Source organism: Mesorhizobium erdmanii, from assembly GCF_013170725.1.
GTDB lineage: Bacteria > Pseudomonadota > Alphaproteobacteria > Rhizobiales > Rhizobiaceae > Mesorhizobium > Mesorhizobium erdmanii.
In genome coordinates this window covers 3,336,740-3,351,000 of the sequence record NZ_CP033361.1, presented here as the reverse complement: position 1 = coordinate 3,351,000, position 14,261 = coordinate 3,336,740, and the positions used below count along the sequence as shown (strand labels likewise).

Here is a 14,261-nt window from a genome sequence, read left to right as displayed (position 1 = left end):
TCCCTCCTCTCCTGGACCAGCAAGGCCGGCCCCGCGCGGCATATCCGCCGCGCGGGCACTTCGTTTCAGCCGCGGAGCATCACGCCCCTTGCCTTGGCCCAGCGCTCGATGATCTTGCGCTCGTCGGGCAAGGCGAGGCGATTGGAGAATCCACGCACCTGCACCGCACGGTTCTGCGGATCGAGTTCGATCGTCAGCAGCCGCTCGATCTTTCCAAGTGCCGTGCGCCGCAGAACCCAGATCGAGGCATTGCCGGCGATGCATTTGGCCGCGTAGGTCGAGACGCAATGATGCATTGCCCTGGATTCGCCGACCAGGTCCTCGGCGGTTTTCAACTGGCGGACGAAGAAGCGCTCACCAGGCGCCCTCGCTTCCTTGGCCGAAGGCTGCCAATCCCAGTCCTCAAGGCGCGAGCCATCCCACACGCCCTTTACCGTCGAACCCCGGCCGGCGACACGGCGGCGCATGGCCTCGATGCGCTCGACGGCCGCAATGTCGCGGTGCCACTCCGACATCTGCTTGCGCAGCGAGGCGAGCGTGCGCCCCTTCAGGCTGTAGGCTCGGTCATGCCGGTACATGGCGCCGATGTAGTCGCTGAGATCATCGGTCTCTTCCTTGGACGTCGGATGTGTGCAGAAGAACCGCGCCACTTCGCGCCAGAAGGTCAGATCGGCACGTGGCATGCGCGATATCTTCGTGCGGGCAAGGCTGGCCGCCAATCCGAAATCATCCGTGTAGGACCGGATGATCGCAACCCAGAACGCCTCGTCGAAGGTCAAGTCGCCCGACAGGTTCAGGAAGCAATGCACCTCCTTGCGCGACAGCCACGCATTGGCTCCTGCCTTGTAGAGCGAGTCACCACGCGCAACCGCGACATACCATGCCTTGCGGAGCGCAATCTCGCCGGCATCCAGCCCCGAACCATCGCGCCAGATGGCCTCGAGCGCGGCCGAGACCGGATAGCGAGCATAAAGATGACGTGCAGCAGCCAGCCGCAGCCGCGCAGGATCGCGCGTCTTCAGCTTTGGACGCCACAACGCGCCATCGCGGATCGCCATGCCGGCATAGCCCCGGCGTACCTCATCGAGCGCCCGCTCGAAATCCGGAGCGGGACGCGGCTTGGGAGAAACCCTCCGCAGCGTCGCGGTATATGCTTCAATTCGTTCGCGCTCGGCGTCCTGCCTGCGCTGGATCATGGACCTGGCCATGGCCGTTCTTCCCGATTGGAACCCTGTCAGCCGCACGCAATTCCAGCGTCGGCACGGAATGTGTCGATCTGGGTTGGCTTGACATTGACAGGTCTCCTCTGGGGTGACGGGTTGGAATGGGCGGGCTCTCTAGGCTCACGAGCAGTTGAGAGCAAGAGACATTCATTCAATGTTTACAACGACCTGAGGGAGTGTTGCGAAAGCGCATCTCAGGCCTCCGGGCAGCCATGATCGTCGGCCGGAAGCCTGTCGGCTCCCACCGTCTCATGGATATCGGCGGCGGCTAGGGCGCTGCTGCGCACGGAGAACAACCGCCGCAATGCAACGCTGCTTGGCCTTCGTCAGATCGTCAGGAAACTGGAATCCGCCGTAGCGCGGCTCAGCTCGTCCGACCGCCGTGGAGGCGCGAAATGCGTGAACAATAACTCATCATGCCTCCTTCAAGAGTGGGGGTCGATACGGGTGCGGCGAATAAAAGCCGCATGCCGGGCGTGGCTGATACTGCGAAACCATCCCGACAGCAATATGGTGAAGGTAGGCAGCATCGGTCGATTCGAACGAACCGGCCGCGCCGAACTGGCTTGGCTCCCATTGGGAAGCGGTCGGCCGTTCGGCGCGAATGCCGGCACCGGGCAAGCGTTCGCGGCAGTTCTCCGGTCGAAACGCAACCACCGCGCTTTCGCCATCGAAGCAGAAACACATGGGCTGTCTCCTCCCGGTGACGGGTTACGTCAGGCGCGATTGGCGAAGTCGTGCACGACGCGCTGCAGCAGCGGAACGTAGTCGCGAAACGCCCGCGTCTCCATGTTGGCGACCTTGCCGCCCTCGTCCCAGATGCGGACCCGTACCGCTTCCTCGTGGAATGGGTTCTCGCGGAACTCCGCCACCTCTTCCGCGCTCATCGGCCCGCCCTGCAGCGACAGCGTATGCACCGATGCCGGCGACAGCTTGGAGAAATAGGTCGGATCGGTGGCGCATAGATAGCGCTTGGCCGCGACATGCAGCCTGACGCATTCGACGATGACGGGTGGGAAGAACGGCGCCAGCACGTCGCCGCCGGCCTCGTCATGATGCTTGTCCTCGACATCGTCGGGCGAATAGGTGCCGAACTCGCTGGTATAGTGGCCGATGTCGTGCAAAAGGGCCGCGGCCACCAGCGCTTCGGGCGCGCCGTCCTGTTCCGCCAGCCAGGCGCCCTGCAGCATATGCTCGGACATCGTCACCGGCTCGCCGAGATAGGATTCCGCGCCCCGCCGCTCGAAAATGTCGGCGATGAACTCGACAATGTTGTCCGCGTTCAAATCCTGGCCGCTCATTCCGCGGCCTCCTTGAAGCTGTGCTCGATCGCCGCAAGCGTCGACAGCAAGCCATCCTTGTCGGCGTAGCAGCCCTGCAGCCAGCGTGTGCCGGTGCCGGAGAATGCCTTGCGGGCATGCATGACGCGGGTGTTGTCGACGATGAAGGCCTGCCCTGCCTCCAGCTTGAACGTGACTTCGAAGGACGGATGCTCGATCAGTTCAGCGAACCGGCGATAGGCGGCATAATAGGCGTCCATGTCGGCGAACGGCACGTCGACGACAGGCGCCAGCGAGCGGTTGTTGAAGCGGATGCAGATCAGCTCGCCATCCGGCCCGAGCTCGATCATCGGGCGCTTCGCCTGCAGCCGCACGCCGGATGAACCGGCATATTCGAAACGCGCCGGGCAGCAACTCAACAGCCGGAAGCCTTCCGGGTTCTCGGCCTGCAGCGCGGCCGCGACGGCAAATCCGTCGACGACACTGGACTCGCCACCCTCCACCGTATTCTCGATGCAGGACAGGATCTGCAGCGTCGGCACCGGATCGCGATAGGGATTGTCGGTGTGCGCCTGAAGGCCGAGATTGGTGTAGGCGAGATTGTTCGGATTGACCTCGGCCCGCACGTCGAACCAGCGGCCGTAATTGGTCTCCCTGATATAGCCGAACAGGTCGGACACCTTGCACAGCGAACCGGATTCGGCCGGCAGTCCGTCCATCACCGCAAAGCCATAGGTCCGCACCGACGAGAGCCATTCGCGCAGGACGCCGCGGCTATGAAATGCCGCCCGGTAGCCGGCGCGCGGCACCGAATTCTGCATCGTCACCTTGGTCCAGCGCTGGACGATATCGGCTGTCCAGCCGGGCTGGCGGTGTTCGTCTCGATCATAGGCATTGGCGCTCAACCATTGCGCTGGAAAGCTGACCGTTTTTCCTTCCGGCATGAAATTGACCTCCAGCGCGCCGGCCTTGATCGAAGCCGCCCCGATCCTGGTGTCGCGTGGAATGTCAAGGATGGTGACGAGGCGCTGGCCATTGCCGGCACTGCGTGTCTTGTCGTCGAGCGCATTGTCGCGCAGCCACATTGCGTGAAAGCGGGTGCGCCTCCCGTCCTGCCACCCAAGTTCGATTGTTCTGCCTTCGTCGCCGATCAGCGCGTGGGTGAGCATGGAGATCCGTTCCTGTCCGCTTCGCCCCACGGCTCTATCCATGGGTTTCGGTTGCATGTTGGTCTCGCGACAGGCATAACTCAAATTATCATTTTTTGGCCAAAGATCATAAATAACTAATGGCTCGAAGAACCATCCCCGCGCTGCCGCCACTCGACTGGCTGCGCAGTTTCGAGGCCGCGGCGCGGCTGTCGAATTTCACCGCGGCCGCTGCCGAACTCGGCCTGACCCAGGCCGCCGTCAGCCAGCACATACGATCTCTGGAGGAACGGTTGAAGACGCGCTTGTTCTCGCGGCTGGCGCGTGGCGTGGCGTTGTCGCCGGAGGGGGCCGCCTACCTGCCGCACATCCAGTCGGCCTTCGCCACTATCTCCAGCAGCACGGCGGAGCTGTTCGAGCCACGCGCCATCCAGACCGTCTCGATCCGGGTGCCGATCTCCTTCGCCCTGCTGATCCTGGTACCGGCGCTGCCCGATCTCGCCGAAGCATTGCCACGCATCCAGCTCGATCTGGTGACGATCCACCGGCCAACCGACTACGACCTGCCGGGCTCGGCGCTCGACATCCGCTTCGGCAACGGGTCCTTTCCCGGTCGCGAGGCCGACATGCTGACAGCCGAGCGGCTTGTGCCCGTGGCAAGTCCGGCGCTCGCCGACGCCGCCGACTGGACAGCGCTGCCGCTGCTTCTGGTCGCCGGCGCGCGCGAAATGTGGGCGGAATGGTTCGCCGCGGCCGGATTGGCCGGTCACCCCCAGCGATCGCATCGCTTCGACAGTTTCGTTGCCGCGATGGAGGCGGCAAGCGCTGGCGCTGGCGTGCTTCTCGGCTCGCGGCCGCTTGTCGACGCGGCACTCACGAGCAGGACCCTGGTGCCACTCTCGGGCTTCGAGCTATCCAGCACGTCAGGCCATTTCCTGACCCGAGCGTCGACGGCGCGCCTGACCAGCGCCGAAGAGGATTTCCGCCAATGGCTGCTGAGCTATCTGTCCAGGGAAACCTCTGCGTGACCGGCGTGAGCTATCGCGACGAAGCGCCGATGCGCTTCCAGTAGATCAGCGTGCCGGTCAGCCCGCCATGCGGTTTCAGCGCATAGTCGGGTATTTCCCCAGCCAGGGTGAAACCGAGTCTTTCGTAAAGGCCCGAAGCCCCCTCGTCCGTCGCCGTGTCAAGAACCAGAAGCGTGCGCCCCTTGTCCACGGCAAGACGCTCGGCGGCCCGCATCAGCCGCGTCCCGACACCCCTGCCCCGGTATTCAACCGACGTCATAAGCTTGGCGATCTCGGCCCGGTGCGGCTGGTTGGGCGGGCAATCGAGCAGCAGGGTCACGGTACCGACCAGGACCGTGCCATCCCATGCGCCGAGCACCATTCGCTCCCCTCTGGCCGCTGCCGCCAGCGACTTCTCCCAGAACGCGCTCGCCGCTCCCGGCGCCAGCGGATGCATGAAGCTGACCGATCCGCCGGCCGCAACCGTCTCGACCAGCAGATCAGCCAGATCAGCCAGCGTTTCGGAACTGGCGCTCAGGGCTCCGATTTCGATGGAATTCATGGCCAGTCCTTTGGAAACGATGAATGGATTCAATGCTGTATCAGTCGAGATGGCGCACCCGGCGTCGCTTGCGCGCGGCCTTGATGGCGCTGATGCGCTCGGTGTCTCCTTCCCTGAGATGCCGCCCGCGCTCGAGGATCTCGAGCGTGTACTCCTCATAGGTCAGGCCCAGCCGTTCGGCCTTGTCCATGCGCATCAGCATGACCTCTCGGCTTGGCGCCTTCCACGCCTTGGCGTGCGCGGCCTGCCAGGCGAGGAAAATATAGGGATCGCCCTTGCCCCATGGCGGTCCCCTGTATTCGTCAAGCGGCGGCCCCCCATTGTGGGAGCGCTTGGGTCGTCTGGCCATGATGTCAGCCCCTGACCAGCGCGACGAGATAGTCGGCGTCCGCCTCTGGAGCATGGAAGGTGCAGTCCGACGGCGCGCCGAGCGCCAGGCAGTCGCCGGGCGCCAGCCTGTGTACTTGCTCGCCCTCGGTGAATTCGAGCTGCCCGGAAATCAGCCATATCTGTTGCTTGATGAAGGCATAGGAGGCCGCCGGCAGGCTGACCCTGGCGCCCGCCGGCAGATGCACCTTGATCAGTTCGAGCGGCATGTCGCTGGCCGGCGACAAATGTCGCCTGATATAGCCCGTATCGGGATCGCGCCAAACCGGCTGGTCGGCCTCGCGCAGCAGCCCGCCGCCCTGCAGCTCTGCCCGCGCGATGAGCGTCGACAGCGTCATGCCGAAGGCCGCCGCGATGCGCACCAGAAGGGTTGCCGTCGGACTGGTCATGCCGCGCTCGATCGTGCTCAGCATCGCCTTGGAAACACCGGATCGATCTGCGAGCTCGGCCAGCGACCAGTCCCGCAGGGTTCTTTCGGTGTGTATCCGCTTGCCGATGGTCGAGGAAATGTCGTTCGCTATATCATCCATTCGTCCATTATAGCGAAGGGATGCGATTGGAAAAGAGCGATCTTGTAACAATTTTTGTCAGGCTCTTAATCCTCTCTACACCATCCGACCTCATCCGACCTTAACCCCATCCCTGTAGGGTCCGATCTCCAGGAAAATGGGGATTGGCCTGTCCATGTATGTCGAACGCGAAGCTTCCGTCGGAGAACCGACATCGCAGGAGCGCCGCAACGCAGAGCAGAACGACAGACGCATCCTGGGCAATGTCGTACAATGCGACGGCGCGCGCGCCACCATCAGCGCCTATGCCGACGATGTCGACGGCGCCGTCACCGGCCTGTGGACGGTCGGCAAGATGATCTCCATCAATCTGGGCACGACGCGAACCGTCGGCCTGGTCTATGCCATCGGCAAGTCGGACCGCGCCTGGAGCAGTGAAGGCCAGAACGCCATCGAGGTCAGCATCGAGCTGGTCGGCGAAGTGCGCGACGGTATTGAGCCCGGCGCCAAGCCGATCTTCGATCGCGGCATCACCACCTATCCGCATATCGGCGCAATAGCGCACCGTATCCGCACCCGCGATCTGCAGGCCGTCTACGACCTTGCCGGGCGTCATTCGATCACCGTCGGTTCGCTGGCGCAGGACGAAGCCATCGCCGCCAACATCGCCATCGACGACACTCTCGCGCGCCATTTCGCCATTGTCGGCACCACCGGCGTCGGCAAATCCACGGCCGTCTCGCTGCTGCTGCGCAAGTCGATCGAGGCGCGGCCCGATCTGCGCATCCTGATCCTCGATCCGCACAATGAATTTGCCTCGTCTCTGCCCGAATATTGCGTCAAGGTCGATTCCAAGACGCTCGATCTGCCATTCTGGATGTTCAAGCTCGAGGAATTCGCCGAGGTGCTGTTTCGCGGGCGCGAAACGGACGCCGAAGAAATCGACGCCCTGCGCGACCTCATCCCGCTTGCCAAGAACCTCTACCGCAACCCGAACTCAGGCGCCTATCTCAGGCGCGGCAACGATGCGCTGACCGCCGATACGCCGGTGCCTTACCGCATCGCGGACCTGCTCAAGCAGATCGACGAGCGTATGGGCATGCTGGAAAGCAAGAACGATCGCCCGACACTGAAATCGCTGAAGACGCGCATCGAATCGGCGGCCGCCGATCCGCGCTACCGCTTCATGTTCAGTTCGCGCCTGATCGAGGACACCATTCACGAGACGATCGGCAACATTTTCCGCGTGCCGCATCACGGCCGCCCGGTGACGTGCTTCGAGATGGCCGGCATGCCCTCCGAAGTGGTCAATTCCGTCTGTTCGGTGTTGGCGCGCCTGGCCTTCGATCTCGCTCTGTGGAGCGAGGGCAAGCTGCAGCTGCTGTTTCTGTGCGAGGAAGCGCACCGTTACATGCCGGCCGATCCGCGCCTCGGCTTCGCGCCAACCAGGCACGCGCTGTCGCGCATCGCCAAGGAAGGCCGCAAATATGGCTGCTATCTCGGCGTCGTCACCCAGCGTCCAGGCGAGCTTGACCCCACCATCCTGTCACAGTGCTCGACCTTCTTTGCCATGCGGCTGGCCAACGAGCAGGACCAGGCGATCATCCGTTCGGCCATCGCCGACTCGTCGGCCTCGACGCTTGCCTTCCTGTCGTCGATGGGCCAGCGCGAAGCCATTGCCTTCGGCGAAGGCGTGGCGACGACCATGCGGCTGAAGTTCGAAAGATTGCCCAGCCACCTGCTTCCCGGTACGGCCAAGCGCGAAGAGGCCGAGTCGCCAAACGCAGGCAACGATGTCGATCTGGTGGCGATCGTCGAGCGGCTGCGCAACGTGCCGAAACCGACGCCGCAGGCGATGGCTTTCGCCGAGGTGGTCGATTCCGGGCGGCAGGCAGGCGACCCCGACTACCGCAAGCCCGCGACCACCCGCGTGCAGGCGGACGACGATTTCGACACCCGTTACGGCCTGAAGCCCGCGACCTTCGGCCTGCGCCCGCAGAACGATTGAGCCCAGAGCGTCACGCCCATTTGCCGGCAGTTCTGAGAAGCCGCGCCAGGCTTACATGGCTCTTCTTCGCTCGAAAGCTTGGGTAAATCCCGTCAGGGAATTCGTCAGGCCGAGTCGGCTGGTTGCTGTTTTCGAGAACCGGAGCGGAGCGGACTTTTGGTCCGTGAGCACCGGAAGCGCAGAAAATGGCGGCAGACGGCCGGCCTCACGAATTCAATGATGGGATTTTAGGCGCAGACGCGATTGCGGCCTTGCCGCTTGGCTTCATAGAGTTGCCTATCCGCCCGGCGGTAGAACGCCTCGGCCGTTTCCTGGCGGTCCCAGACGGCAAGACCGACGCTGGTCGTGATCTTGAGCCGGACATTGCCCGAGAGTATCGACATGTTGGCGATCGCCTTGCGGATGCGCTCGGCGAATTTGGCCAGCAGTTCCGCCTCCATGTTGGGCGTAACGACGGCGAACTCCTCGCCGCCCAGCCGCGCCACCACGTCGTGGTAGCGCGTCATGTCCTTGAGGCAACTGGCGACAGCCTTGAGCACCTCGTCGCCGACATCGTGGCCATGAGTGTCGTTGACCTGCTTGAAATGATCGAGATCGAGGATCATCAGCCCGACCGGCTTTTCGATGCGCCGGAACTCCTCGAGATATTCCTTGAGCGCATCGTCGAAATAGCGCCGGTTCTGCATGCCGGTCAGGCCATCTGTCAGTGCCGCGTGCTCGAACGTTTCGGAGCGGGCGCTGAGCGAAACCGTCATGGCGCGCAGCTTGCCTTCCTCCGTCGCCTGTTTGCGGATCAGCGGGTAGATGAAGAAGATGCCGAAAAACAGCGCGGTCGCCAGCAGAACGCCCGTCGCGAACAACAGCTTGTTGAGGTAGATGACCTTGTCCAGGCCCGACTGCGTCTGGAGTTCCGTGGCGAAGGATTGCAAGAGACCATAGGCGTGCAGCGTCACCAAGCCAGCGGCCAGGATCACGAAAATAAAGACGAAAAAAGCGGATTCCGCCTTATGGAAACGCATCTGCTCCCCAATGGAAAGTGCCCATCGACCTTATGGCACGGGCCGCCTTACGGAGCGTTAATCCCGACAACTTCGGCGGGAACCCTTCCCTCAAGGTCAACTTTTTAAGTTGCATTAGCAACAAGTGTTTGGATCGTGGTTTCGAGATCGTCACCCGCGCGCAGCCTTTGCCATTCCGGCCCCAGCTGATGCCGAAACCAGGTCGACTGCCGCTTGGCATATTGCCGGGTTGCGATCTTGGCGCGCTCGATCGCTTCGGGATAGCCCAGCTGTCCGGCCATCGCGGCCTGCAGTTCACGAACCCCGATCGCCTTCATCGCCGGCAGATCCGGATCGAGGCGAAGGGCCGCTATTTGCCTGACCTCCTCCAGCGCGCCCTTGTCCAGCATCTGATCGAAGCGCCGCTCGATGCGACCGACCAGCGCGGAACGGTCCGGCTCGATGACCAGGAAACGCGCCGTCTGCCTGTCGATGAGCGGCCGGCCGCGCTCTGCCTGCCATTCCAGGATCGATCGTCCGGAGGCGTCCAGCACCTCGAGCGCCCGCACGATCCGCTGGCTGTCGGTTGGCTTCAACTGCATGGCGACCTTCGAATCCTCGCGCAGCAAAAGGGCGTGCAGCTTGACCGCGCCTTGCTCCTTCAACTCGTAGCGCCAGCGGTCGCGGATGCGCGATGGAATGTCGGGCATTTCCGAAATACCCTCGGCCAGCGCGCGAAAGTAGAGCCCGGTACCACCGACGAAGACCGGCCGACGCGACAGCGTTCCGTCAGGCCGCTCGAAAAACGCGCCTTCGTCGATGAGTTTCATCACATCGCGCAGCCATGCGCCCGTCGAATAGGCGGTACCGGGATGGACATGGCCGTAGAGAAAATGCGGCACCCGAGCGAGGTCGGCCGCCTCCGGCCGGGCGGTCAGCACATCGAGGACCGAATAGCCCTGCATGGAATCGGTGTTGACGATGACGCCGCCTGTGCGTTCGGCGAGATCGAGCGCCAGTGCCGACTTGCCGCTGGCGGTCGGCCCGGCTATCAGGATCGCGTTCTTCACGCGGCCTTCGCCCGCATCCGCGCCGGAATTCTCCATGCCGCTCATTGCCACGCTTGTTTCCCGTCCCGCCGACCGCGCTCTGTCGCCGTCGCTTGCGACTATGGCCTCACGGTCGGTCGGCGCAAGCACTGTCGTCTGGCTGGCCGAAGGCATTGCCTGCGATCTTGCCTTGCCGCAAGAGGCCGACGCCGCCGATATAATGAATGCCCTGCGCGCCGCACTGGCCACGGAGCCGGTCGACGTCATCGTCCAGCAGACCGAGACGCGTCGCAAGAAAATCCTCATCGCCGACATGGATTCGACCATGATCGACCAGGAATGCATCGACGAACTGGCCGACGAGATCGGCGTCAAGGATCGCGTTGCGGCGATCACCGCGCGTTCCATGAATGGCGAGATCGCCTTCGAGCCGGCGCTGCGCGAGCGCGTCGCGCTGTTGAAGGGGCTCGATGCCGCCGTTGTCGATAGCATCGTTGCCAACCGGCTGACCTTGGCTTCGGGCGGCCGCGCACTGGTCCGGACCATGCGCGCCAACGGCGCCTGGACGGCCCTGGTCTCGGGCGGCTTCGAGGTCTTCACGACGCGCATCGCCGCCATGCTGGGCTTTCAGGAAAACCGGGCCAATCGTCTGCTCGAACAGGACGGACGCTTCACTGGCCTGGTCGGCGAACCGATCCTCGGCCGCGCCGCCAAGGCTGACGCTCTGATCGGGATTTCGGCGCGTCTTGGATTGACGCCGGACGATGCCATCGCCGTCGGCGACGGCGCCAATGATCTCGACATGATCCGCCTCGCCGGCACTGGTGTGGCGCTGCATGCCAAGCCGACCGTGGCGGCGCAGGCAAAGGTTCGCATCGACCATGGCGACCTCACCGCATTGCTCTACCTTCAGGGCTACCGGAGTGAGGAAATCGTCCAATGAAACCCATGCGAACCGAGCGCCTCATCCTGCGTAACTGGGAAGAGCGCGACCGCGAGCTCTTCCATCGCATCAATTCCGATGACCGTGTCATGGAATTCTTCCCGTTCCGTCGCGACCGTGCCGCCGCTGACGCCAAGATGGACGAGGTCCGCGCCTGGATCGATAAGGATGGCTATGGCTTTGCCGCGGCCGAAATTGCCGCCACGGGCGAGTGCATCGGCTTTGTCGGGCTATCGGGAACAGAGGATATCGACGTCCTTCCGGCCGGCACGATCGAGATCGGCTGGCGGCTGGCGCCCGAATTCTGGGGCAAGGGCTACGTCACCGAAGCCTCTGAAGCCTGGCTGGCCTACGGCTTCGAGACATTGGCCGTCGACGAGATCGTCTCCTTCGCCGTCGCGGAAAACCACCGCTCGACCGCCGTCATGAAACGCCTCGGAATGATGGCCGATCCCTCGGCCGATTTCGATCATACCGGCATTCCCGACAGCCATCCGAAGCTCAAGCGGCATGTGCTCTACCGGCTCGCTGCAGCGGATTGGCGGGGGGTTCGTCGCTGATCAGTGCCTGTCAGGTGGAAGCTCATCGCCGGGTTGCGGCGACCTGTCTGCGACCTGCTCAAGCATCTGTGCGAAATCGCCGGTTGACGCATTACCAGCCCGGCGACGCAAGAAGGCGGCTGCCGTTTCCATTGCCCCTACCTTCTGTGCCACAGCCGATGCAATCCATTGATTGAGCGACACGCCATCAGCCTTCGCGAAGCGCGCTGCTGCTTCCTTGACCGAAAGCGGGAGTTTCAACGGATAAGTCGCCTTGCTCATGTTCGAAGTCCTTCCAGGAACTCGGCCGGGCTTACAACTCGAACGTCGAACCGGCCTGCCACGGCGGAAAAATCCCGGCGATTGTGAGTCACCAGCGCATCTGCTCGACCGTTGATCGCAGCTTCAAGCACCATCTCATCCTTCGGATCGCTCAACTGCGGGCGCCAAAGAAAGTGTAACTCGACAGGCGCCCCCAAAGTGGCGAAGCCAGCAAGCAAGCGATCGAGATCCGCGGTGGACAATCCGTGAGCTGCCATCTGCTCGGGTCTGGTCAGTACGGTCTCGTATTCAAGAAACAGCGCTGTCGTCACCAATGGGCAAATCTGTTGATCCGCAACCAATTGCAGGATGGCAAACGATGCGCCATTCCTGCTTCGCAAACCTGCCGTCAGAACGTTTGTATCCAGTACGATCCGCTTCACAAGTCAAAATAGTACATCCCATGGGATGTTACAACATGCCTGTTCGCTCAATCCATCCGGATCGTCACGAAGCGCAACTCGCCTGTCTTCGAGGCCAGCATCAGGAGCGCGTTCTTGCGGCCCTGCTCCTTCAGCGCGCCGATCCTGTCCATGACATCCTTCGGCGTGGCGACCGATTCCTGCGCGATTTCGGTGATCACTTCGCCGGGCTGGATACCACGTTCGGCGGCGGCCGAGTCCTTGGCCACATCGGTGACGACGACGCCGGAGACATCGGCGGCGATGCTGAACTTCTTGCGCGTCTCGTCATTCAGTTCGCCGACGGTCATGCCGAGCACCGAAGCGGTCGAGACCGCCGGTGCCTTGTCCCCCTTTTGCTGGTCCGTGTTGCCATTCTCGCCACTGGCGAGCTTCTCGCCATCTTCGAGCCGGCCGAGCGTCACCTTTACCGTCTGCTCGACGCCCTTGCGCACGATCAGCACGTCGACCGCCTTGCCGACCGGGCTTTCGGCAACGACACGCGGCAGGTCGCGCATTTCATGGATGTCCTTGCCGTCGAACTTGAGGATGACGTCGCCCGCCTGGATGGTGCCGTTGTCGACCGGTCCGCCCTTGATGACGCCGGCCACCAGCGCGCCCTTGGCGGTCGCCATGCCGAGGCTCTCGGCTATATCGTCCGTCACCGGCTGGATACGCACGCCGAGCCAGCCGCGCCGTGTCTCGCCATACTGGCGCAACTGGTCGACGACGCCCGAGGCGAGTTGCGAGGGAATGGAGAAGCCGATGCCGATCGAACCGCCGGACGGCGAAATGATCGCCGTGTTCATGCCGATAACTTCACCAGCGCTGTTGAACAGCGGTCCGCCCGAATTGCCGCGATTGATCGCCGCATCGGTCTGAATGAAATCATCATAGGGACCGGAGTTGATGTCGCGGTTGCGGGCCGAGACGATGCCGACCGTAACCGTGCCGCCAAGGCCGAACGGATTGCCGACCGCCATCACCCAGTCGCCGACGCGCATCTTGGTGGAATCACCGAACTTCACCGCTGTAAGCTTGTGGCCTTTCGGATCGACCTTCAGCACCGCGACATCGGTCTTGGTGTCGGTGCCGACCAGCGTCGCCTTCAAGGTGACGCCATCGGAGAAATTGACCTCGATGTCGTCGGCGTCCGCGATCACGTGGTTGTTGGTGACGACGATGCCTTGCTCGGCGTCGATGACGAAGCCGGAGCCCAGCGACTGGACCTTCTGCGAGCCGGCATCCTTGTCGCCGCCTTTGTTCTTGAAGAAATCATCGAAGAAATCCTGGAACGGCGAACCTTCGGGCAGCTGCGGCATCGGCACCGCGCCTGGGCCTTCCGTGCCCTTCACGGTCTGCGAGGTCGAGATGTTGACCACCGCGCCGAGCACACGCTCCGCCAGATCGGCCACCGACGCAGGCCCATCGGCGGCGAAGGCCGGCGACGTGAAGGACGGGACGGCAGCCGCGCCGACAAGAAGCGCCGCCGTGCCGGCGATGAACGTCCGCCGTGCCGCGCGCAAAATGGATGTGGATGTCATCGAGAAGCCTCCCGGTCTTTCCTAGAGAGAAAGCGCTACGGCGAAAACACCGCGTTGCGCCATGTTGGCAAAAAATACGGCACGTTTGCGGCTACGACTACCGGCTGAGGATAAATCCTTCATTATGCCGGAGATCAAAACCTAGCGTTCTCATCCGCCCCGGACCAGCCAGACGATGCCGACACCGATGCCGATCGCGACCAGCCCGGCGATCCGCAACGCATTCTCCGGCATTGACAGCACCTCGCTCGCGAATTTCCTCGCCAAGCTCGGAAAGCCGCCATAGACCAAGCCCTCTATCACGAGGACCAGGCCTATCGCCGCGAAGAAATCCTGCACCGG

Annotated in this window: 16 protein-coding genes; 4 read left to right on the top strand and 12 right to left on the bottom strand. The window is 63.1% G+C overall.

Annotation, left to right across the window (positions count from 1 at the left end; all coding sequences use genetic code 11):
* Positions 1-65: 65 nt before the first annotated feature.
* From EB233_RS16250 to tmpA, 3 genes are all read right to left on the bottom strand, one after another.
* Entirely contained in the window at positions 66-1,208 is a 1,143-nt protein-coding gene (locus EB233_RS16250) for a PcfJ domain-containing protein (RefSeq protein WP_064988235.1), read from the bottom strand.
* A gap of 731 nt (positions 1,209-1,939) precedes the next feature.
* On the bottom strand, positions 1,940-2,524 hold the full coding sequence (tmpB, locus tag EB233_RS16245) for a (R)-1-hydroxy-2-trimethylaminoethylphosphonate oxygenase (RefSeq protein ID WP_064988234.1): 585 nt from the start codon (positions 2,522-2,524) through the stop codon (positions 1,940-1,942).
* Positions 2,521-3,672, bottom strand: coding sequence for a 2-trimethylaminoethylphosphonate dioxygenase (tmpA, locus tag EB233_RS16240; RefSeq protein WP_064988233.1), 1,152 nt, complete (start codon positions 3,670-3,672; stop codon positions 2,521-2,523). The genes tmpB and tmpA overlap by 4 nt, the downstream gene beginning before the upstream one ends.
* A 119-nt stretch (positions 3,673-3,791) precedes the next feature.
* Between tmpA and EB233_RS16235 the strand changes: the two genes are divergently transcribed.
* On the top strand, positions 3,792-4,679 hold the full coding sequence (locus EB233_RS16235) for a LysR family transcriptional regulator (RefSeq protein WP_064988232.1): 888 nt from the start codon (positions 3,792-3,794) through the stop codon (positions 4,677-4,679).
* Positions 4,680-4,689: 10 nt separating this feature from the next.
* On the opposite strand, the gene EB233_RS16230 is transcribed toward EB233_RS16235, so the two are convergent.
* Genes EB233_RS16230 through EB233_RS16220 form a run of 3 tightly spaced genes read right to left on the bottom strand, consistent with a single transcriptional unit; the run spans position 4,690 to position 6,137 of the window.
* Positions 4,690-5,220 (bottom strand): GNAT family N-acetyltransferase, encoded by a 531-nt coding sequence (locus tag EB233_RS16230; protein ID WP_064988795.1) that lies wholly within the window; start codon positions 5,218-5,220, stop codon positions 4,690-4,692.
* A gap of 40 nt (positions 5,221-5,260) precedes the next feature.
* Positions 5,261-5,569, bottom strand: coding sequence for a hypothetical protein (locus EB233_RS16225; protein ID WP_064988231.1), 309 nt, complete (start codon positions 5,567-5,569; stop codon positions 5,261-5,263).
* A 4-nt stretch (positions 5,570-5,573) separates the two neighbouring features.
* Positions 5,574-6,137 (bottom strand): helix-turn-helix domain-containing protein, encoded by a 564-nt coding sequence (locus tag EB233_RS16220; RefSeq protein ID WP_064988230.1) that lies wholly within the window; start codon positions 6,135-6,137, stop codon positions 5,574-5,576.
* Between the two features lie 154 nt (positions 6,138-6,291).
* Between EB233_RS16220 and EB233_RS16215 the strand changes: the two genes are divergently transcribed.
* Positions 6,292-8,124: an ATP-binding protein gene (locus EB233_RS16215; RefSeq protein ID WP_027051189.1), complete on the top strand. Its 1,833-nt coding sequence runs from the start codon at positions 6,292-6,294 to the stop codon at positions 8,122-8,124.
* A 227-nt stretch (positions 8,125-8,351) separates the two neighbouring features.
* On the opposite strand, the gene EB233_RS16210 is transcribed toward EB233_RS16215, so the two are convergent.
* Positions 8,352-9,143, bottom strand: a complete 792-nt coding sequence (locus EB233_RS16210) for a GGDEF domain-containing protein (RefSeq protein ID WP_027051188.1) — start codon at positions 9,141-9,143, stop codon at positions 8,352-8,354.
* Between the two features lie 104 nt (positions 9,144-9,247).
* Complete coding sequence (miaA, locus tag EB233_RS16205) at positions 9,248-10,237, bottom strand: tRNA (adenosine(37)-N6)-dimethylallyltransferase MiaA (RefSeq protein WP_064988229.1); 990 nt, start codon at positions 10,235-10,237, stop codon at positions 9,248-9,250.
* Between miaA and serB the strand changes: the two genes are divergently transcribed.
* Positions 10,227-11,114 carry a phosphoserine phosphatase SerB gene (gene serB, locus EB233_RS16200; protein ID WP_081293932.1) on the top strand — a complete coding sequence of 296 codons (888 nt, stop codon included), beginning with the start codon at positions 10,227-10,229 and terminating at the stop codon, positions 11,112-11,114. The genes miaA and serB overlap by 11 nt on opposite strands.
* Positions 11,111-11,674 (top strand): GNAT family N-acetyltransferase, encoded by a 564-nt coding sequence (locus tag EB233_RS16195; protein WP_064988228.1) that lies wholly within the window; start codon positions 11,111-11,113, stop codon positions 11,672-11,674. The genes serB and EB233_RS16195 overlap by 4 nt, the downstream gene beginning before the upstream one ends.
* On the opposite strand, the gene EB233_RS16190 is transcribed toward EB233_RS16195, so the two are convergent.
* The 4 genes from EB233_RS16190 to EB233_RS16175 all read right to left on the bottom strand — a co-directional run bounded on the left by EB233_RS16190 (position 11,675) and on the right by EB233_RS16175 (position 14,258).
* The gene (locus EB233_RS16190) at positions 11,675-11,935 is read right to left on the bottom strand and encodes a pilus assembly protein HicB (RefSeq protein WP_027051184.1); all 261 of its coding nucleotides are present in this window, start codon (positions 11,933-11,935) and stop codon (positions 11,675-11,677) included. It abuts the gene before it with no gap.
* Positions 11,932-12,357, bottom strand: coding sequence for a putative toxin-antitoxin system toxin component, PIN family (locus EB233_RS16185; protein WP_064988227.1), 426 nt, complete (start codon positions 12,355-12,357; stop codon positions 11,932-11,934). Before EB233_RS16185 ends, EB233_RS16190 begins: the two co-directional genes overlap by 4 nt.
* 47 nt (positions 12,358-12,404) lie before the next feature.
* The gene (locus EB233_RS16180; RefSeq protein ID WP_064988226.1) at positions 12,405-13,919 is read right to left on the bottom strand and encodes a DegQ family serine endoprotease; all 1,515 of its coding nucleotides are present in this window, start codon (positions 13,917-13,919) and stop codon (positions 12,405-12,407) included.
* A 150-nt stretch (positions 13,920-14,069) separates the two neighbouring features.
* Positions 14,070-14,258, bottom strand: a complete 189-nt coding sequence (locus tag EB233_RS16175) for a DUF2065 domain-containing protein (RefSeq protein ID WP_064988225.1) — start codon at positions 14,256-14,258, stop codon at positions 14,070-14,072.
* Between the last annotated feature and the right edge of the window lie 3 nt (positions 14,259-14,261).

Coding starts and splice junctions, on each gene's coding strand:
- EB233_RS16250 (WP_064988235.1), bottom strand. CDS start 1,208: ATGGCCAGGTCCATGATCCAGCGCAGGCAGGACGCCGAGCGCGAACGA.
- EB233_RS16180 (WP_064988226.1), bottom strand. CDS start 13,919: ATGACATCCACATCCATTTTGCGCGCGGCACGGCGGACGTTCATCGCC.
- miaA (WP_064988229.1), bottom strand. CDS start 10,237: ATGAGCGGCATGGAGAATTCCGGCGCGGATGCGGGCGAAGGCCGCGTG.
- EB233_RS16225 (WP_064988231.1), bottom strand. CDS start 5,569: ATGGCCAGACGACCCAAGCGCTCCCACAATGGGGGGCCGCCGCTTGAC.
- tmpA (WP_064988233.1), bottom strand. CDS start 3,672: ATGCTCACCCACGCGCTGATCGGCGACGAAGGCAGAACAATCGAACTT.
- EB233_RS16220 (WP_064988230.1), bottom strand. CDS start 6,137: ATGGATGATATAGCGAACGACATTTCCTCGACCATCGGCAAGCGGATA.
- EB233_RS16195 (WP_064988228.1), top strand. CDS start 11,111: ATGAAACCCATGCGAACCGAGCGCCTCATCCTGCGTAACTGGGAAGAG.
- serB (WP_081293932.1), top strand. CDS start 10,227: ATGCCGCTCATTGCCACGCTTGTTTCCCGTCCCGCCGACCGCGCTCTG.
- EB233_RS16210 (WP_027051188.1), bottom strand. CDS start 9,143: ATGCGTTTCCATAAGGCGGAATCCGCTTTTTTCGTCTTTATTTTCGTG.
- EB233_RS16190 (WP_027051184.1), bottom strand. CDS start 11,935: ATGAGCAAGGCGACTTATCCGTTGAAACTCCCGCTTTCGGTCAAGGAA.
- EB233_RS16230 (WP_064988795.1), bottom strand. CDS start 5,220: ATGAATTCCATCGAAATCGGAGCCCTGAGCGCCAGTTCCGAAACGCTG.
- EB233_RS16235 (WP_064988232.1), top strand. CDS start 3,792: ATGGCTCGAAGAACCATCCCCGCGCTGCCGCCACTCGACTGGCTGCGC.
- tmpB (WP_064988234.1), bottom strand. CDS start 2,524: ATGAGCGGCCAGGATTTGAACGCGGACAACATTGTCGAGTTCATCGCC.
- EB233_RS16215 (WP_027051189.1), top strand. CDS start 6,292: ATGTATGTCGAACGCGAAGCTTCCGTCGGAGAACCGACATCGCAGGAG.